General features: G+C 43.2%; 19 protein-coding genes and 1 riboswitch. Of the genes, 7 read left to right on the top strand and 12 right to left on the bottom strand.

The annotated features are described in order from the left end of the window. Window positions 1-18 precede the first annotated feature (18 nt). The 4 genes from LI091_RS04150 to mobQ all read left to right on the top strand — a co-directional run bounded on the left by LI091_RS04150 (window position 19) and on the right by mobQ (window position 3,825). Window positions 19-735 carry a replication initiator protein A gene (locus LI091_RS04150; RefSeq protein ID WP_005428274.1) on the top strand — a complete coding sequence of 239 codons (717 nt, stop codon included), beginning with the start codon at window positions 19-21 and terminating at the stop codon, window positions 733-735. Next, window positions 732-1,589, top strand: coding sequence for an ATP-binding protein (locus LI091_RS04145; RefSeq protein WP_005428275.1), 858 nt, complete (start codon window positions 732-734; stop codon window positions 1,587-1,589). Before LI091_RS04150 ends, LI091_RS04145 begins: the two co-directional genes overlap by 4 nt. A 169-nt stretch (window positions 1,590-1,758) precedes the next feature. Next, window positions 1,759-1,980 (top strand): DUF3847 domain-containing protein, encoded by a 222-nt coding sequence (locus LI091_RS04140; RefSeq protein ID WP_118227658.1) that lies wholly within the window; start codon window positions 1,759-1,761, stop codon window positions 1,978-1,980. A gap of 135 nt (window positions 1,981-2,115) precedes the next feature. Further along, window positions 2,116-3,825 carry a MobQ family relaxase gene (gene mobQ, locus LI091_RS04135; RefSeq protein ID WP_023924145.1) on the top strand — a complete coding sequence of 570 codons (1,710 nt, stop codon included), beginning with the start codon at window positions 2,116-2,118 and terminating at the stop codon, window positions 3,823-3,825. A gap of 411 nt (window positions 3,826-4,236) precedes the next feature. Here mobQ and LI091_RS04130 read toward each other — a convergent pair whose 3' ends face one another. Together LI091_RS04130 and LI091_RS04125 are read right to left on the bottom strand one after the other, a co-directional pair. After that, entirely contained in the window at window positions 4,237-4,902 is a 666-nt protein-coding gene (locus LI091_RS04130; protein WP_005428282.1) for a PBECR4 domain-containing protein, read from the bottom strand. A gap of 309 nt (window positions 4,903-5,211) precedes the next feature. Next, a complete protein-coding gene (locus tag LI091_RS04125) occupies window positions 5,212-5,592 on the bottom strand; it encodes a TnpV protein (RefSeq protein WP_005428283.1) in 381 nt (126 codons plus the stop codon). A gap of 156 nt (window positions 5,593-5,748) precedes the next feature. On the opposite strand from LI091_RS04125, the gene LI091_RS04120 reads away from it, so the two are divergent. Next, window positions 5,749-5,919 (top strand): hypothetical protein, encoded by a 171-nt coding sequence (locus tag LI091_RS04120; protein ID WP_005428285.1) that lies wholly within the window; start codon window positions 5,749-5,751, stop codon window positions 5,917-5,919. Between the two features lie 54 nt (window positions 5,920-5,973). Here the strand turns inward: LI091_RS04120 and LI091_RS04115 are convergent, their stop codons facing one another. The 8 genes from LI091_RS04115 to LI091_RS04080 all read right to left on the bottom strand — a co-directional run bounded on the left by LI091_RS04115 (window position 5,974) and on the right by LI091_RS04080 (window position 13,261). Then, entirely contained in the window at window positions 5,974-6,810 is an 837-nt protein-coding gene (locus LI091_RS04115) for a S8 family serine peptidase (RefSeq protein WP_265190858.1), read from the bottom strand. Continuing rightward, entirely contained in the window at window positions 6,792-7,082 is a 291-nt protein-coding gene (locus LI091_RS04110) for a hypothetical protein (RefSeq protein WP_265190857.1), read from the bottom strand. Before LI091_RS04110 ends, LI091_RS04115 begins: the two co-directional genes overlap by 19 nt. 50 nt (window positions 7,083-7,132) lie before the next feature. Beyond that, window positions 7,133-8,830, bottom strand: a complete 1,698-nt coding sequence (locus LI091_RS04105) for a carbon starvation CstA family protein (RefSeq protein WP_265190856.1) — start codon at window positions 8,828-8,830, stop codon at window positions 7,133-7,135. A gap of 509 nt (window positions 8,831-9,339) precedes the next feature. Next, window positions 9,340-9,561 carry a hypothetical protein gene (locus LI091_RS04100; RefSeq protein ID WP_015526212.1) on the bottom strand — a complete coding sequence of 74 codons (222 nt, stop codon included), beginning with the start codon at window positions 9,559-9,561 and terminating at the stop codon, window positions 9,340-9,342. Between the two features lie 177 nt (window positions 9,562-9,738). Next, window positions 9,739-10,236: a nitroreductase family protein gene (locus LI091_RS04095; RefSeq protein WP_161209393.1), complete on the bottom strand. Its 498-nt coding sequence runs from the start codon at window positions 10,234-10,236 to the stop codon at window positions 9,739-9,741. Between the two features lie 33 nt (window positions 10,237-10,269). Further along, window positions 10,270-10,407, bottom strand: a complete 138-nt coding sequence (locus LI091_RS04090; RefSeq protein ID WP_161209391.1) for a hypothetical protein — start codon at window positions 10,405-10,407, stop codon at window positions 10,270-10,272. Between the two features lie 259 nt (window positions 10,408-10,666). Beyond that, a complete protein-coding gene (locus LI091_RS04085) occupies window positions 10,667-11,695 on the bottom strand; it encodes a zinc-dependent alcohol dehydrogenase (RefSeq protein WP_173776202.1) in 1,029 nt (342 codons plus the stop codon). 381 nt (window positions 11,696-12,076) lie between these two features. Further along, on the bottom strand, window positions 12,077-13,261 hold the full coding sequence (locus tag LI091_RS04080; RefSeq protein ID WP_015526215.1) for an SAM-dependent methyltransferase: 1,185 nt from the start codon (window positions 13,259-13,261) through the stop codon (window positions 12,077-12,079). Between the two features lie 338 nt (window positions 13,262-13,599). On the opposite strand from LI091_RS04080, the gene LI091_RS04075 reads away from it, so the two are divergent. Next, a complete protein-coding gene (locus tag LI091_RS04075) occupies window positions 13,600-14,121 on the top strand; it encodes a hypothetical protein (protein ID WP_021652735.1) in 522 nt (173 codons plus the stop codon). Between the two features lie 448 nt (window positions 14,122-14,569). Here the strand turns inward: LI091_RS04075 and LI091_RS04070 are convergent, their stop codons facing one another. Then, window positions 14,570-15,181 (bottom strand): NUDIX hydrolase, encoded by a 612-nt coding sequence (locus tag LI091_RS04070; RefSeq protein WP_015526218.1) that lies wholly within the window; start codon window positions 15,179-15,181, stop codon window positions 14,570-14,572. A gap of 182 nt (window positions 15,182-15,363) precedes the next feature. Here LI091_RS04070 and LI091_RS04065 point away from each other — a divergent pair, with 182 nt between their 5' ends. Beyond that, window positions 15,364-16,752 carry an MATE family efflux transporter gene (locus LI091_RS04065; RefSeq protein WP_022426190.1) on the top strand — a complete coding sequence of 463 codons (1,389 nt, stop codon included), beginning with the start codon at window positions 15,364-15,366 and terminating at the stop codon, window positions 16,750-16,752. A gap of 127 nt (window positions 16,753-16,879) precedes the next feature. Here LI091_RS04065 and LI091_RS04060 read toward each other — a convergent pair whose 3' ends face one another. Then, entirely contained in the window at window positions 16,880-17,515 is a 636-nt protein-coding gene (locus LI091_RS04060; RefSeq protein WP_022426189.1) for an ECF transporter S component, read from the bottom strand. A gap of 129 nt (window positions 17,516-17,644) precedes the next feature. Continuing rightward, window positions 17,645-17,762, bottom strand: a riboswitch (FMN riboswitch). Between the last annotated feature and the right edge of the window lie 8 nt (window positions 17,763-17,770).

Raw genomic sequence — 17,770 nt, 5'->3', positions numbered from 1 at the left:
GTGATTGGAGGTGAACACATGACGGACTTTCTGACAGCAGACACAAGCCTGCCATCTTATATGATGTTTCCCCGTTTTCTTCTGGACATGGAAATAAACGAAACTGCCAAAATGCTTTATATGATCCTGCTCGACCGTGCAAGGCTTTCCCAGAAAAATGAGGGCTGGTCAGATACAAATGGTCATGTGTTCCTCTACTTTACGATTGAAGCACTGGCAGAAGTTCTCCACAAAAGCCAGATGACGGTGAAAACTGCTCTGGCAGTACTGGAAAAACAAGAGCTTATCTTCCGAAAACGGCAGGGACCCGGACACCCTAATCGGATCTATGTAAAAATCCCGAAAGAAACCCTCAGCAATACAGACAGAATTCTTTCCTCAAGACAGACAGAAAACTGTCCTATTGACAGACAGGATTCTTTCCCTGATACAGACAGAAAACTGTCCAGTAATAAGAAAGAGATAAAAAAGAACCATTTAACAATAAGAGGGAGTAAAGAGCCACGCTCACCCTATGGAACATTTCAAAATGTTTTTCTGTCAGAGACGGAGCTGGAAAATATCCGGCAGACAATCCCTGACTGGCAGGACTATATGGAACGCTTATCCGGTTATATGGCTTCTACCGGAAAGCAATACCAAAACCATGCAGCTACCATCATCCGTTGGGCAAGACAGGATCATCCTGTTTCCCGGCAACGAAATTATGAAAGTGAGGAATACGAAACATTATGACAACATTTACAGAAAAACCAACAGCTATCACACCAAACAGAGAGCTTCAGTCTGATGAATATTTTAACGAAACAAATCACCTGATCTACTGTTCCAAATGCAATACGCCAAGACAGTGCAGGCATGAATTACAGGGAAAGGTTCTTATTCCTTCCATCCGCTGTAAGTGCCAGCAGGAGATCTTTGAACAGGAGGAAGCCCAGAGAAAACTTCATGAAAAGCAAATGGAAATAGAGCATCTCAAAACCAGCGGCTTACAGGACAAATCACTTTATGACTACACCTTTGCCAAAGATAACGGCAGCAATCCGGAAATGAAACTTGCACACAATTATGTAAGTAACTGGGAAGAGATGAAAGCAAACGCTTCCGGACTTCTCATCTGGGGCGATGTCGGTACTGGAAAATCTTTCTTTGCAGGCTGCATTGCCAATGCCCTTCTGGAAAAAGGCGTCCCGGTACTGATGACCAACTTTTCCCGGATTCTGAATACCCTTACCGGAATGCATTTTGAAGACAGGAATCAGTTCATCCACAGCTTAAACCGCTACAGCCTTCTGATCATTGATGACCTCGGAATTGAACGGAACTCTGACTTTGCACTGGAACAGGTATTCAATGTGATTGACAGCCGTTACCGCAGTAAAAAGCCCCTGATCATAACAACCAATCTCACTTTATCAGAGCTGAATAACGCCGCTGATATCGCACACAAGCGAATTTATGACCGGATTCTGGAGAGATGTGTTCCCATCCGTATCAATAACCGGAATATCCGTCAGGACAATGCAACAGCTAATTTAAAAAAAACGAAAAAAATTCTGTTAGATAATCACACTTCAAACCAGAGTTGAAACAAAGCAGCATCGCACAATAACTATTTTTCACTGACAGTAGTACTACTTTCTTTTCTTATTTATCACCAGAGACATGCCACTGTCAGTTATCTAAAACTATAGTACTAAACCACAAGATTTTAAAACTAAATCGCCCGGATACGGGCATAAAAAGGAGGTGCCAGATATGGCAAATAAAAGAATTATGACACCAGAAGAAAAAGTGCTTTTACAGGCAAAACACAGACTGGAAGAAATCGAAGCAAGAAACCGTAAAAAGGAACGTAATGCCAGAACACGCAGATTGATTCAAGAAGGAGCGATTCTGGAAAGCATTGCTCCACATATTAAAGAAATGGATTTAGATACCCTAAAGCGGGAGCTGATGATCCGGCTAAGGGGAATGTAAACGCACAAGTTCTACTCCCGAAGGGCGCACTTACTCACCACCCGATAAATCGGGCGGTGGTATCCCCTACGGGGCTCGTGCGCTCTGCCGAGGGCTATCCGCTGTTGCAGGCAACATCGAAAGGAGGTGCCAGATATGGCAATTTATCATATGCAAGCCAAGGTCGTCAGCCGTGGTTCCGGGCGGTCTGCTGTCGCTGCATCTGCTTATATGAGCTGTAGCCGCATATACAATGATTACGATGGCATCCAGCATGACTACACCCGAAAACATGGACTGATCTATCAGGAAGTAATGCTTCCCCCTATGGCTCCGCCTAAATGGAAAAACCGGGAGCAACTCTGGAATGCTGTAGAAGCTGCTGAAAAAACAAAAGACAGCCGACTGGCAAGAGAATTTGTTGTCGCACTCCCTATTGAGTTGGATAAAGACAGCAATATTTCTCTTCTTCAGAATTTTATTCAAAAGAATTTTGTAGATATGGGAATGTGTGCCGATTTCGCCATTCACGATACAGATGGTCACAATCCCCATGCACACATTCTACTTACTGTCCGTCCATTAAACGAAAACGGAACATGGCAGTATAAAACCGAAAAAGAATATCTATGCATCAAAGATGGAGAGGAAAAGGGATTTACTGCTTCTGAATTTAAGGATGCTCAGAAAGAGGGCTGGGAAAAACAGTATCGTTATAAAGCTGGGAAAAAGAAAGTATATCTGACTCCCTCGGCAGCACAGGAGAAAGGTTATGAACGTATCGACAAACATCCAAAAAGCACCCGGTATGGCAGACAAAACCCGATTTCCGAACAATGGAACAGTGAGGAACAGCTCTGCCTCTGGAGAGCAAACTGGGCAGATGCCGTAAATAAAATGCTTGCCCTTAATCAGATAAATGCCGCCATTGATCACCGCAGTTTTGCAGCTCAGGGAATCACTGAACAGCCAACCATCCACGAAGGCTACATTGCCCAGAATATGGAAAAGAAAGGCATGATAGCAGACCGGTGTGAAATCAACCGTCGGGTTCGTGCGGATAACAGAATACTACGGGAATTAAAAACACAGATAAAAAAATTGGTTCAAGCTGTCGAAAAATCTATTCCGGTAATTGCAGAAACATTAGAAGCAATCCGCAATCATATGATTTTTACACAATATCATTTACTTCATAATGAAATGCAAAAAGAAGTGATCCATGACTGGATGCAGCATTTTCGTCCTATCCTAAATAAATATGATACCATTAAGAAAAAGCTCAAAGCGAAAGTTACTGAAAAGAAAGAACTAAATGTGCAAAAAAGTAAAACCAGTATTCTAAATCCTTTCCAGCATATAAAGTTAAACCAGCAGCTTACAACCGTAACAGAAGAAATCGAGGAACTGAAATCTGCCAAAGAACAGCTGCTGTTTCAGGCTGAATGCTCCACAGAGAAAGATATGGCGAGCCTTTCCAGAAAATACGACCAGATGGATAAGAATCTGGATATTCTCGATTCTCAGGATATGGCTCTCAAAGAGCAGCTTGAAAAAGATGCTGTCGCTTTCCAAGAGGAAAAACTCCGGCCTAAACCAGAGCAATATACAGAATTACTGGATGCCAGAATCCAGATACGACCTACTTTCCGAGAGAAACTGATTGAGCAGCTCAAAGGTACTTTTGGTGAATATTATGACTATCACTATCGTGATATCGCAACCCATGAAGTGGATGATCTCAATATGGAAGATCCCTATAGCTTCTCTCATCGTACCTGGGAACTTGAATATCAGAGGAAACAGGAATTGCAAAAAAAACATCCTGTTCAATCCAGGCAAAAATCGCACAACACAGAACTATAATGTTTAAACTACTAATATAAAAAATATCCCGTTTTCTCAAAACAGTTATATTGCTTCATCCCAATAATTCACAAACTGCTAACCACCGAGCAAAAGTGAGGCACAAAGTGCGTAAGCATAATTTGATTTCTTTCCGCTTACGCACTCTCTTTTTATCTTGAGCAAAAAATTCCTACTTTGTAAAGCCAACAAATGGGGTTTGGGGGGCTCCCAAAGTGCGTTTGGATATCCAAACGCTATGCTTGCAAAACCAGTTCCACTAATTTCCCTCGATACTCCCTTCTTCTAAAATCAATGATAATTATAACATTGCCAATTTTGTAAAGTAATAATCAACTTAAAATATAGACGACAAACAATAAAACCATGATACTGTTACAAAAAGCAGTAGCATGGTTTCTTTATATTTCATTATAGATTTTCTCTATCTATCATATTTTCTATTGTTTCTGAGAAACAACACTCTTTCAAATCAATACTTTTGTCCATCTTCACAAGATTTGTATATTTCTCATCTGTATAGTGTTTTGATATTACAGCAAATACTTTATATGTAGGCTGTGCTGTTACATCTCTGATGTCCTTTTTCAGCAATGTGTTCGGTACATTTAATTTCGTATTTTTATCTTTTACGAAGCCAATACAACCACATATATTCCCGGCAGCTTTTTCTGTATATAATTTCGGTCCTCGATCTGTAAATTCTCCTATCATTGTTACGTTTTTCTTAATAAGCATCATACGTTCCAATATATCCAATTTTTGCCCCGTAGAGCCATCTTTTGCAAAAACAAAATCATTTTCTGTTAATCGCTTATCCAGGCATTTCTGGTAAAAATGAATTGCAGAAGCTGTCTCTTTTTTATTCAATCGAACTCCTGTCAAATGTAAAAAATTGTATCTATGGAAAACAACTTCATATCCCTGTACAGATGACAAAATCTTATTACTTTCCTGTAATTGCTTATTCACCTCTTTCGGTAAGCCATATAGGAACAAAACCTTCTGATCCTCAAGATGTTCTTTATATAGTTGTGCCGCTTTTGTCATAATCTGAATTGCACGTCTTTTGTCCATAACTTAATCCTTATCCCATAAAATTTAGAGAAGGGAATGTTCACGCCGCAGCACTAAACATTCCCTTCTCATGGTTGATTTTTCCGTTGTCTGCCAACCTCCAGCACCTTCGTCTGGAAAATATCAGGTTTTTCCGTTGCCTGCCAACCTCCGACACCTTCGTTCGGAAAACGTATCAGATTTTAGGTGTCAACCCACCGCTGATGCACAGCTTTTCTAATTACATTTTACACGAACTATGTGGAAAATGCAATTACAATTTTATCTTATGATGCCCTGCTACATTTTATACACTATTTATCTTACATTTCATTCTTGATAAATTATCTCTTTATCCACAATCTCCCTCGCACATACTTGTATATTGTTCATTCTTCCTATCCATTCCAAGACATTTTCCACCTTTAGCTGTTCTGTAATGCCTTGTGCCTGTTTCATCTGTTCTACAAGTCTTTCAAAGCGTTCCTGTGCCTGTTCTTCTATATCAGCCAAATAACCATTCAGCCTGCCGCTTGTAAGCATATTCAGATATAGCAATCTGCGGTATTCCTTCAAATACCGCAAATGTCTTTGTCCCCATACACCGACAACCCTTTGTTCTTCTTCCTTCGGTAAGGTAAGAGCAGGGATAAGATAATCCCCATGTCTGATATAAGTACCGCCCATCTCTTCAAAAATTGTTTTCTTCATTGTCTGTTCTACCTTTCTTATCGTTCTCTATTCATAGATTTTCTTTACGACCGTTCCAATTTTACAGTAACAATAATTCTTCAATTTTCAGTTCACATTGCCCCTCCCGAAGAAGTATGATAGAATAATTCTATTAAATTGAATCGGAGGTGCCACATGGCTATCAGTTCCAACAATATTCAGGTCTATACTACTTTGTCCAAAGAACTGGTTGCTGAGATTGATAAGGATGCAAAAGCGAACTATCGTACACGTTCCCAGCAGATTAACATGATCCTGACCGAGTATTATAAGACTCAAACAACAACCAAACATGAATCCGAGTAAAACACTGAATTGCCTGAAAACACAGGAAATATCAGTGTTTTCTTATGTTTTCCCTTAATTATAAGGTTCATGAGAACCATAATTATTCCCAAAGCTGACGTTTATAACGATCGGTTTTCTCATCTTCACTGCCTGCCGTATCAGGTAATCAATACCCTCCATCAGCTCCGTTGTCCGCGGAAATGAATTTTCCCGTGGATTTCCCATTTTTACCACTAGAAGATCACTTCTATACGCAACGCCTCGATTCACTCCATCCGATGCTCTCCCATTTCCTGCTGCTATTCCAAGAACTGCTGTTCCATGTCCGCTGAAATCTCCAGACGGAACAAGGCGCCTGCCTTCGGTTTCCCCGAGTGCAAGCGCCTCATCAATTTCTTCCTTCGTATATTCAGTTCCTGATACATAGTTTTCCGGTGGATTTCCAGCTACACTCTGATCCCACAGTCGCAGGATCCGGGTACTGCCATCCTCATTTCTGAAATCAGGATGAAAATAGTCCACTCCGGAATCCACAATACCCACCAAAATCCCTTCACCGGTTAAGCCATCGGCTCCATTCTGCACCGGCAAAATACAACTTGCCTCCCTCTCTTCAAAGGTCTCAAAATAAAGTCTCTTGGGCTTTTCTATAAACTCGATCTGCTCTCTGACTGAATATGCAGCAATTTCCGATTCCGGCAATGTCACTACTGCATAACCACCAAGCAGCGGGACCACCTGGATCCTCTCACCACCAAGTCCGCTTTCCAAGCCGCTGTACTTCACGATCACATCCCACAGCCTGGTGGTGGGATCATACCCCACATTCAGATTTTCCGATTTTGCCCGTTCCTGCGGCAGGGCATTCATGGCAAGATTAAGTAGATTCTCTAATTTCTGGTCTGGCATAAGGCTTTCATTTCCATTGATACATTTTTTTTATTATATGCAACGCCTTCGTTTAAAGCACCAACCATCTGTTCCAGCATTTTTCTTTTAATTCCGAGAACGAAGCTTAACAACTGACGAAGCGGCATTCCTTCCATCATCGCAGCCATCATTTCCTGATTATTTAAAAAGACCCTTGGTTTTTCTGTCAGCGCATTTATTTTGCGCAGCAAGCTGGAGGAAGGTAAAGAATTGCTGCAATACACTAACAAATCCATCAGTACGATCAGCACCTTTTATGCCTCTTCAGCCAAACAGAAATCCGTGATCTCATCCGATAATATTATGCTGTTGCTTTTTTATCATCTGTCTTCTCAAGCAGTTTCTTCACGCCCTGGATCGCTACCAGTACACCAAGGATCAGCAGTAATACTGCAAATACAAGCTGTAAGGTGTTTCCAAGATCCAGCCCTGTTGTTACCAGTGCCTTTGAAAGCTTTGTGATGGTCATGCCAAGTGCTGTGAAGGTAACTGCCATCATGAATACCATCGGGATCCAGAGCATACAGCCCTGACGTTTTGTTTTCTTTAAGAATACTGCACAGGCTACAAGGGCAAGTACGGATAACAGCTGGTTTGCGGAACCGAACAGCGGCCAGATCTCCGCATAGCCTACTTTTGTAAGCATGTAAGCAAGTACCAGTGTGATAACTGTTGCAAAATATTTATTTGTCACCACCTTCAGGAACGGGCTCATGTTTTCCTCATCTGTATCAGAATCAAGGAAAAATTCCTGGAATGACAGACGTCCGACTCTGGCTACAGAGTCAAGAGAGGTCAGTGCAAATGCAGATACTGCAAGGTTGATCAGGGTAAATACCAGTGAATGTGGAAGGCCAACTACAGAAAGGAAGTTTGCGATAGCACCTGCAAAAATCTGCGGCTGTGTTGTAAGCCCCTGTGCTGCTGCCTCGCCGTCTGCAAAGGATGCAACTGCGATCAGCGCGATGATGGCAAGCATACTTTCCATCAGCATTGCTCCAAAGGAAACAGGAAGCATATTTTTCTCATTTTTGATCTGCTTGGATGCAGTACCGGAGGATACCAGTGAATGAAAACCGGAAACAGCACCACAGGCGATGGTTACAAACAGGATCGGAAACATGTACTGTCCGTCCACATTAAAGCTTGTAAAAGCTTTCAGGTTACAGGACGGATTGGCTACAAATACACCAATAACTGCGCCAACGATCATAAAGATCAGCAGATAACTGTTCAGATAGTCACGTGGCTGAAGCAGTGCCCATACAGGAGCAACGCTGGCGATCAGGATATATGCAAAGATGATGATATGCCAGGTTCCAAGGCTTACATACATCGGGAAATTAAGTCCCAGTGCAATTGCGGCTACCAGTAATATAATTGCTACTGCAGTGTTGATCCATTTATTGAACTTTGTATATTTAAGGAAAAATCCAAGTGCAACAGCCTCAAATATAAATAACATGGAAGTGGTTGCAACAGCTCCGTTTGCCGCTACCTTTGTAACAGCTCCTGCATCATTTGCGACAAATCCGTTAAAGGTTCCTGCTACAACATCTGCAAATGCGGCAACAACCAGAATACAGAACAGCCAGCAGAATAAAAGAAACAATTTTTTTCCAAGCTTTCCGATATACGCTTCGATGATATATCCGATAGTACGTCCTTTATTCTTTACAGATGCGTACATGGATGCAAAATCCTGCACAGCTCCGAAAAATACACCACCGATGAGGATCCATAACAGAACCGGCAGCCAACCGAAAATTGCGGCCTGGATCGGTCCGTTGATGGGACCTGCACCTGCTATGGATGCAAACTGATGTCCAAATACTACATTTGTATCAGCCGGTACATAATCAACTCCGTCCTCCATTTCGTATGCCGGAGTTTTTGCTTTCGGATCAATGCCCCATTTGTTCTGGAGATAACGGCCATACAGAAGATATGCGCCTCCGAGAACTACAATGGCTATGATCATCATTGTTATTCCGTTCATAATATCAACTCTCTTTCCTTTGTATTTTTATATATTAAAAAAGCCCCTGCTATCCTTTCGGATAACAAAGGCGGAATGTTCCGTGGTACCACTCTGTATTCTCATATTTATCACTAAATACAACCACTTAATGCTGTCTCTTCAAACAGCCTCTTCTGTAACGTGAAGACTACGTCCCGGCTTACTTAAAGATTTCTATTCAGCGGGATGCTCCCAGGTGATATCACAAAATACCTTCTGCCGCTTCTCATCAGCCTGCGGCTCTCTGTGATCCGGCCTGCTTTTTGTGGTCTGTCCTGTTCCATGCATTTCTCTTTTTTATTTATCTAATGTTTTACTCCTTTTTTTATAAAAATTCAACAAATAATTTATATATATTTTACAAATTTGCATATGTTTTTTTATGCATTTTTTAGGTAAAAGCCAAAACACGGCGTATGTAACGAAGCCAGATCTGATCCCAGCTCTGCTTTACGATCCGTTTTCCGCCACATACGCCGCATTATCCATTATTCAGAAAATGTATATCTTACCATGTATCCTTTTCCGTCACCGGTTACAATCACGACTCCGCCATCGGGATTCTCGATCTTATCAATGATCGGAAATCTTCCTTTTTCTTTTACGAAAGCTTCCGGACTCTCGATCTTTGCTTCAACGATCTCCTGCTGAGAATGACGATCGCCACCGCAAGGATTAATGGTTTCAATAATGATCTCATATTCCTTCATACCCTTCACCTCTTTCATTTAATGCAGTTTTTCAGTTCTTATACTTACATTTTATCGTAAAAATCCCGATCATGCAAAATGCGTTCTGCACAAATTTTCAGAGGATTTATTGGTATTTTTCACTACATTCAGACTTCTTCTGTTTCCGGATGTTATCTTCCTCAAAGAAGGCTTTTTTTATTCTACAAAGTGGATCCTGCTTTTATCAAAACGATCCTGCTGCATTCTGCTCTCTGCCGGGTATCCCAGGGCAAAAAGAGAAAATACCTCCACATTCTCCGGAAGCTTCAGAATATCATGGACCAACGCCATACGATCCTTAAGCGGTGCAATTCCGATCCACACGCCGCCAAGTCCCAGTGCATCCGTTTCCAGCCAGATATTCTCCTGTGCGATAGACATATCGATCTGTGCCATATCCTGAACAGGCAATCCCTCTTTCCGATATACCGGAACGATCACAACCGGTGCACCTGCTGCACATCCGGAATAGGGAGTGGCTTTGGAAAGCTCCAGGATCTTCTCCTTATCTGTCACAACATAAAATTCCCACGGCTGCTGATTGCATGCGCTGGGCGCCTGCATACCCGCTTTCAGGATCTGAAAGATCTTTTCCTTCTCTACGGGTTTATCTTCATATTTACGGATACTTACTCTGTGAAAAATATTCTCCATGCTATTTTCTCCTCGTCATACTCATATCACTTGTTACAGTTCATACTCATCATACAGCTTCTGACGCCATTTTACATCCGTCATCACACGCTGCACTTCATCCGACCGTCCATCCAAAAACAAACGATTGATCACTCCCACCGGTATATACAAATTATACCACATCATCAAAACATAAAAACCCCATAAAACGTATTTTTACAAACTCTACAGGAACTTAAAATGGAAAACGCTCCAGAATACGAAGCTTTCAGAATGTCCATACAGACAAGAATCCTATAAGATATAATAACCATACCACATATCAATAAACAAATCACTCAAAACTGTTCCAAAAATTCTCCCATAATCTGACACCGCCACCATCTGAAAACTCCCGGACAGCCAAACATCCGGGAGTTTTTCTTATATCACTTATAATCTTCAGAAATTATTTCTCCTGCACATTGATGATAACCTTCATGGTTGTCTCACGGTTCTCATCAATATACTGATAAGCCTTCAGATAATCTTTGAACTTAAATGTCTTTGAGATCAGCGGCTTTAAATGAACCTTTCCCGCATTTACAAGATCGATGGCATCTACATAATCATCATGGCGATACATCATAGTACTCTTGATATCCAGCTCGTGGTCATTGGCAACAGCAAGGTCAACGGTTGCCATATCCGCAAATACCGCTACCAGTACGATCACGCTGCCTTTTCTCGCATACTGGATGGCCTGTCCCATGGTGATGTTATTTCCGGCACAGTCATAGATCACATCTGCCTTATCCGGACCAAACGCCTCTACCAGTGCCTCTCCGAAATTTTTCTCCTTTGTGTTTACACAGATATCAATGCCGCACTCTTTTGCTTTTGCAAGACGAAGGTCACTGACATCCGTGATCATAACCCTGGCTGCCCCCATTCCTTTGGCTGTCTGCGCGACAAGATTTCCGATGGGACCTGCACCGATCACTGTGATGTTCATCCCTTTTACATCGCCCATCTGCTTCACGGCATGGACTGCAACTGCCAGCGGCTCGATCATTGCACCTTCCTCGTAAGACATCTCCTCCGGGATCGGTGTTACCTTAGATGCATCTACTGCAAAGAATTCAGAAGCTGTTCCTGTTGTCTGGAAGCCCATAACCTTCAGTTCCTCGCAGAGATTATATTTTCCATGACGGCACGGATAGCAATGTCCGCAGTATACCTGAGGCTCAATGGTTACTTTCTGGCCAACCTTAAAGCCTGTCACATTCTTTCCAAGTCCCGTGATCTCACCGGATACTTCGTGTCCCTGCGTTACCGGATATTTTGTAAAAGGATGCTTGCCGTGATATACGTGGATATCTGATCCGCAGATACCAATGTTCATGATCTTAACCAGAACCTGGTCATCTCCCACTTCCGGAACTGGAACCTCTCTGAAAATAATCTCTCCTGGATTTGTCATTACCTGCTGAAGCATCTTATTCTCCTCCTTTAATTTCTTTCTATTGTATATCATCTTTTATTAATTATTTTATTAAAGTAATTACATTATTATTCTTTTCTCCTGATCTGTCAAGATAGTTTTCTATGATTCTGCTTATTGAACAAGTTTGCAGCTTTGTTTTTATGCACATTCCATAATTATCGGTAAACGGAATAGTCAAGCGAATATTCGCAATACGCTTCGCTACTTGCTCATGACCGAATAACTCCTTCGCGGTTTATCGGTTAAAAAACAAAGCCTGCGGATTCAGCATTTCTGTAATCATATGCTGAATCCACAGGCTCCTTATACGCTTTAATAAATAGTTTTATAGAAGTATGATATTCCTTTCCGGCAGGTTTGTAAAGGCTTTTATCAATACCAGCGTGTCATCGGCAGATCATTATTCACACCCTTGGTCATAAGAATCTGGTGAAGATCGATAATTCCGTTGTGGAAGGTTGCCGCACATGCTGACAGGTACAGATCCCACATACGCAGGAACTCTTCGTCAAACATAGTCTTTTCTTTTTCAATATTGTCCCGGAAATTCTTTTCCCAGTGAAGCAATGTCTTATTGTAATGCAGACGGAGATTTTCGATATCCAGGGTATGGAAATTGTCCTCTGCCATATGGTTCAGGATCTCACGTAAGCTCGGAACAGTTCCGCCCGGGAAAATATATTTCTTGACCCACGGGTCACCCGGATGCTCCTTCAGAGCACTGATAAAGTGAAGCAGGAACAGTCCGCCCGGCTTCAGAACCTTTTCCACACAATCAAGAAACAGCTGATAATTATCACGTCCAACATGCTCCAGCATACCGACACTGACAACACGATCAAACTGATACTCCTTCTTCGGCAGATCACGGTAATCCATCAGCTCTACCGTAAGATAATCTTCCAGACCCTGATCCTTGATCCGTCTCTGAAATTCTGCATACTGTTCATGACTTAAGGTGATACCGGTACCATGAACCTTATATTTCTTAGCTGCCTCGATCAGCAGAAAGCCCCAGCCACAGCCGATATCCAGAAGACTCATACCCTCTTCCAGATGTAATTTCTTAAGGATATAATCAACTTTATTTACCTGTGCCTGATACAACGTATCATCCTCATGGATAAAATACCCACAGGAATAACTCATAGTCTCATCCAGCCAAAGTTTATAAAAATCATTTCCAATATCATAATGGCTGGTTACTTCCTTTTCCTGATTCTTCTTTGATGTTGAACTGAACATGATCTTTTTCAGAGCAGATTCATTGGTAGAAAATTTCCCCATCTGTCCCAGAAAATGGTCCAGCGCTTCATAAAGATTTCCCTCGATATCCAGATCCCCACGCATATACGCCTCACCCAGTGCAAGGGATGTGCTCTTCATCAGATCCGCCAGAGGAATCGCTTTCTTAAAATTCACCGTAAATGTAGGTTCACCCTCTCCGATGTGATACTCGGAATTCTTGAACTTTACCAGAAATGGATAATCTGTAAAGCGTTCAAGGAACTGTACCATTGCTTTCTCTTCCGTCTTCTCCTGTAATGTCTCAAACATAATAGTCTACCTCCTTTAACACAGCACTATGATACACCCGGAGGAAGGCTTTATGTCAAGGGAGATATACAACAAAATTTTATCAATAAAATGGCGATATTTGGTAAAACTCTTACTTATACTTATTCAAATTAACTAGATGTTTACAATCCATTTTTAAACAAGCTGCCGAAAACACTGATATTATCAAAACGCACTCGTTAATTATATATCATTTTTCAATAATTATCTTTGTATTTTACGCATTTTTTATTGCTTTATATACAATTCAGACTTATAATAAAAGATACAAAAAAAGAGCGAAAACCATATAAAAATCCAACACTGGAGGGAACCTTATGAACGAAGAACTTTTTAATGAAGCATCAAAATCCAACATCCTGTCAAAACAGCTGGTCGATCAACTTCAGGAAAGCATGACCTACAGCAGCATCTCCTTCATCAATTGGACCATCGAAGTCCTCAAGCTCCTGAAAGCCCGCATCGAACGCGGCGACAAGATCAAAGATGAGACCACCGGCGTGATCTACGATCTCTACACCTTCCGCCAATTTGTAGAAACCAACTTCTCCACCTACATCACCGGCCAGGTCTTCAACACCTCCATCCGGTCCCAGAAAATCTACTTCACCCTGGAAGCCTGCCCAGGCGGCTACAACCTCCTCATGGCAGACTCCGGCAACGAAAAAACCTACCGCTGGATCTCCAGCTTAAGCAAACGCTTCTCCCTGGTAGAAATGATCGCCACCGGAATCGTCTACGTCAAAGACAACCGTACCGACACCTACCAGCCATTTATCTCCGAAAACGGCAAATACTGCAAATACAACAAAGACCTAGGAAAACTCACAGAGCTCTGACCAAAACGGGGAATCCACAACCGCAGATTCCCCGTTTTTCTCATCCATCCAGCGCAGCGCCAATGACCCATTCCCCTCTTCAAGCCACAGGGAATCTCAGCCTTTCCTCCCAGCCATCCAGCGCAGCGCCGATGGCTCATCCAACTCCCGTCATACCACCCCACTAGCAACACTCCCCACGAGATTTAACACGTCTCACGGCCAACGCACAGCCAGTGAGGGGCTTCTTTCCAGACTGACTCTGCAGGAGGGGAGCTGCTTCTTAGGTGGCGGAAATCTGCGTTGCTTCAAAAAATCTCGCTGTTTGAGCGGCTTCAGACGCGAGTTCGAGATTTTTTGAAGCGCTTTTAGCAGAATTCCGGCACCTTAGAAGCCAGCCCCCGACGAAGCCCCAGCCTGGAAAGAAGCCCCTCACTGGCGTCCCCTTCCGCCATATAACTACCTCCGTTTAAATCTCCCCAAGAAATCCAAACACCTCCTCATCCTCAAGAAAATGCATCAGCATATAAGCACACATGATCGCAACCCTCTCCTCCTTCAGGATCCTCCTGACCTCATCCCGGTCCGCGATCACAACCTCGATCTCCTCACTATCCTCCTGCGCAGCCTTACTAACCTCACCACTGGCATACCCATAAACCGTAGCACAGGATTCATCCGTCATCCCGATCGTCGTAAAATAAGGCTTCTCAAAAGCCTCCGCAACCTTGATCGGCTCCAGCTTCAACCCGGTCTCCTCAAACATCTCCCGCACAGCACCCTCATGGAAATCCTCCCCAGGCTCCACAAGCCCCGCCGGAAACTCATAAATATACCCGCCGATCGTATACCGATACTGACGGATCAGCACAACCTTATCCCGCTTCTCTCCATAAACACTGTAAATGATCACCCCATCCGGATGATTCTCCCCTGTAGAAAGCTTCATATCCTCCACACTCTTCGCCCTGGAGGCCACAAAATAAGAAACCGGCGTATCATGTACACTGGTCGCATCCACTCCATAAAGATTCACGAACTTATTATCTGTAAGTTTTTTCACACTATTGATCTTACCCATCTGAAAAACTCCTTCCCGAAAATTTTTTCTAAAAACATTTTATCCCATCCAAAACCAAAGGTCAATTTTTTATACTTACACTCCCTTCACAATAGTGCTATAATAAATACCCTGCTATAAAATTTAAATTTACTTATTACATTACCAAACAGCTACTGTAGACAAGAAAGAAGGAAAAAACATTGAAAAACCAGACCAATGCTGCCCAGGCCGAAAACCCTCTGGGAACCGCCCCTGTAGGCAGCCTGATCGCCAAATTCGCCATTCCCGCCATCATCAGCATGCTGGTCAGCGCTCTGTACAATATCGTTGACCAGATCTTTATCGGCCAGGGCGTAGGAATGCTTGGAAACGCCGCCACAAACATCGCATTTCCCGTAACCATTATCTCTACTGCTGCTGCATTGCTCCTGGGAATCGGCAGCGCCTCCAATTACAACCTGGAAATGGGCGCAGGAAACGAAAAAAAAGCCAGCTCCATTGCAGGAACCGGACTCTCCGCGCTGATAATCTCCGGTACGATACTCTCTGTCATCGTCCTTCTGTTCCTGAAGCCACTGCTTCATTTTTTCGGCGGAACACCGGACGTCATGCCCTATGCCATTGATTACATGGGGATCACCGCCATTGGACTTCCCTTTTATGTTTTAAGCACAGGCGGCAACCACCTGATCCGAGCAGACAGGAGTCCTACCTATTCCATGACCTGCATCCTGGCCGGTGCCGCCATCAACACCATCCTGGACCCGCTTTTCATCTTTGGATTCGGCTGGGGCATCAAAGGTGCAGCCTGGGCAACCGTGATCGGCCAGATCGTATCCGGACTTCTGATCATCTTTTATTTTTCCAGACTCCGAAAAATGTACCTGGACCACTCCATGCTGATTCCTAAGGCACGCAATCTGTCTGCCATTTTTTCTCTGGGAATGGCATCCTGTATCAATCAGGTTGCCATTGCTGCAGTGCAGATCGTCATGAACAATACACTTCGCCATTACGGAGCACTCTCCGCTTACGGAAGTGATATTCCAATCGCCTGTGCAGGGATCATTTCCAAAGTCAATCAGGTATTTATGGCCATCTGCATCGGAATCTCCCAGGGCTCCCAGCCCATCTGGGGATTTAACTACGGCGCCGAAAAATACAGCCGTGTACGCCAGACATACCGCTATTCCGTAACCTTATGTACTGTGATCGCAACCATATTTTTTATCTGCTTCCAGTTCTTCCCGCATCAGATCGTAGGCATCTTCGGAAACGGCAGCGACCTGTACTTTCATTTTGCAGAAAAATATCTCCGCATCTTCATGCTGATGACCTTTGCCAACGGGATCCAGCCTATGTCTGCCGGCTTTTTTACTTCCATTGGAAAAGCCAGGCTTGGTGTGATCATGTCTCTTACAAGGCAGGTACTCTTCCTGCTGCCGCTGATCGTCATCTTCCCAGTCTTCTTCGGAATCGATGGCGTCATGTACGCAGGACCAATTGCAGATACCTCCGCATTTGTGCTGGCCGTTGTTTTTGCCAGACGTGAGCTTGGAGTCATGAAAGCTGCTGAACAAAACGCCTGACATAAAAAATGCCATGTAATCTACTGCCCATCGGCAATATATTACATGGCATTTCTCACATTCTCAGATATTTATCTGAAACCACCATTTTCTGATCTTTCCATCATCCTCCGGCAGCTGCTTATGATCAGTCACCCTTCAGTACAACACGGATCTTCTTATAAATTACAAATACGATCAGAGATGTCAGTGCATATTTAAAGATATTAAACGGAGCAATGATCAGCAATGCAAAGGTAAGCAGTCCGTTTACGGAGCTGTGTACTGCGCTTCCCATCTGGATAAAGGTCTCGATTGGCATTCCAAAAGCCTTACCGTAAGCCGGAAGCAGTACAAAGGCATTGACAAAGCATGCAAGGATCGCCGTCAGAACTGTTCCTGCTGCCATACCTGCAACTGCATGTACTCTGCTCTTTTTGTGACGGAAACGATAGATCAGGCCGGCCGGTACCACATAGGCACATCCAAACAGGAAGTTGGCAACATCACCAACACCGGCAGTCATGGTTCCCTTAGTCACAAGATGTACGAGAATCTTCACAAGCTCGATCAGGATACCTGCTACAGGTCCCATAGCGAAGGTTCCTACCATAACCGGTACCTCGGAAAAATCAAGCTGATAAAAAGACGGTGCAAGAAACGGGATCGGAAACTCAAGATTCATCAATACTCCTGCCACAGCACCAAGCATAGCTACCTGCGCGATAGTTCTTGTTCTGCTTCTTTCCACGGCATTTCCTCTCTGTAATATCTGTTCACTCATAACTCTCTCTCCTTCTTCAGAAATATTCAAAGAAAATTTCTACAAGAAATCTTTATGCGAAAAAATTCCTTCACATAAAAAGCCCCGGGAGCTTCTTCCCGGGGCGCTGAGCACGTTCTTCAAATACTGCGCGTTCTTCTCTCATCCAGACTTTACTGTCGGTTCCGGAATTTCACCAGATCAGCCGCCGAAGCGGGTCGCGGACTATACCGCCGGTAGGGAATCACACCCTGCCCCGAAGAAATTTTCTTTTTT

It is taken from the genome of Blautia sp. MSK20_18, from assembly GCF_020553125.1.
Taxonomy (GTDB): domain Bacteria; phylum Bacillota; class Clostridia; order Lachnospirales; family Lachnospiraceae; genus Blautia_A; species Blautia_A fusiformis.
The sequence above is the reverse complement of the archived record's forward strand: the minus strand, read 5'-3'. Positions and strand labels throughout refer to the sequence as shown.

What these genes read in the sequence shown, in the direction of transcription:
- LI091_RS04100 (WP_015526212.1), bottom strand. Translation starts at nt 9,561, where the DNA reads ATGAAGGAATATGAGATCATTATTGAAACCATTAATCCTTGCGGTGGC.
- LI091_RS04085 (WP_173776202.1), bottom strand. Translation starts at nt 11,695, where the DNA reads ATGCTTCAGCAGGTAATGACAAATCCAGGAGAGATTATTTTCAGAGAG.
- LI091_RS04150 (WP_005428274.1), top strand. Translation starts at nt 19, where the DNA reads ATGACGGACTTTCTGACAGCAGACACAAGCCTGCCATCTTATATGATG.
- LI091_RS04095 (WP_161209393.1), bottom strand. Translation starts at nt 10,236, where the DNA reads ATGGAGAATATTTTTCACAGAGTAAGTATCCGTAAATATGAAGATAAA.
- LI091_RS04120 (WP_005428285.1), top strand. Translation starts at nt 5,749, where the DNA reads ATGGCTATCAGTTCCAACAATATTCAGGTCTATACTACTTTGTCCAAA.
- LI091_RS04145 (WP_005428275.1), top strand. Translation starts at nt 732, where the DNA reads ATGACAACATTTACAGAAAAACCAACAGCTATCACACCAAACAGAGAG.
- LI091_RS04115 (WP_265190858.1), bottom strand. Translation starts at nt 6,810, where the DNA reads ATGCCAGACCAGAAATTAGAGAATCTACTTAATCTTGCCATGAATGCC.
- LI091_RS04075 (WP_021652735.1), top strand. Translation starts at nt 13,600, where the DNA reads ATGAACGAAGAACTTTTTAATGAAGCATCAAAATCCAACATCCTGTCA.
- LI091_RS04070 (WP_015526218.1), bottom strand. Translation starts at nt 15,181, where the DNA reads ATGGGTAAGATCAATAGTGTGAAAAAACTTACAGATAATAAGTTCGTG.
- LI091_RS04080 (WP_015526215.1), bottom strand. Translation starts at nt 13,261, where the DNA reads ATGTTTGAGACATTACAGGAGAAGACGGAAGAGAAAGCAATGGTACAG.
- mobQ (WP_023924145.1), top strand. Translation starts at nt 2,116, where the DNA reads ATGGCAATTTATCATATGCAAGCCAAGGTCGTCAGCCGTGGTTCCGGG.
- LI091_RS04140 (WP_118227658.1), top strand. Translation starts at nt 1,759, where the DNA reads ATGGCAAATAAAAGAATTATGACACCAGAAGAAAAAGTGCTTTTACAG.
- LI091_RS04105 (WP_265190856.1), bottom strand. Translation starts at nt 8,830, where the DNA reads ATGAACGGAATAACAATGATGATCATAGCCATTGTAGTTCTCGGAGGC.
- LI091_RS04060 (WP_022426189.1), bottom strand. Translation starts at nt 17,515, where the DNA reads ATGAGTGAACAGATATTACAGAGAGGAAATGCCGTGGAAAGAAGCAGA.
- LI091_RS04130 (WP_005428282.1), bottom strand. Translation starts at nt 4,902, where the DNA reads ATGGACAAAAGACGTGCAATTCAGATTATGACAAAAGCGGCACAACTA.
- LI091_RS04125 (WP_005428283.1), bottom strand. Translation starts at nt 5,592, where the DNA reads ATGAAGAAAACAATTTTTGAAGAGATGGGCGGTACTTATATCAGACAT.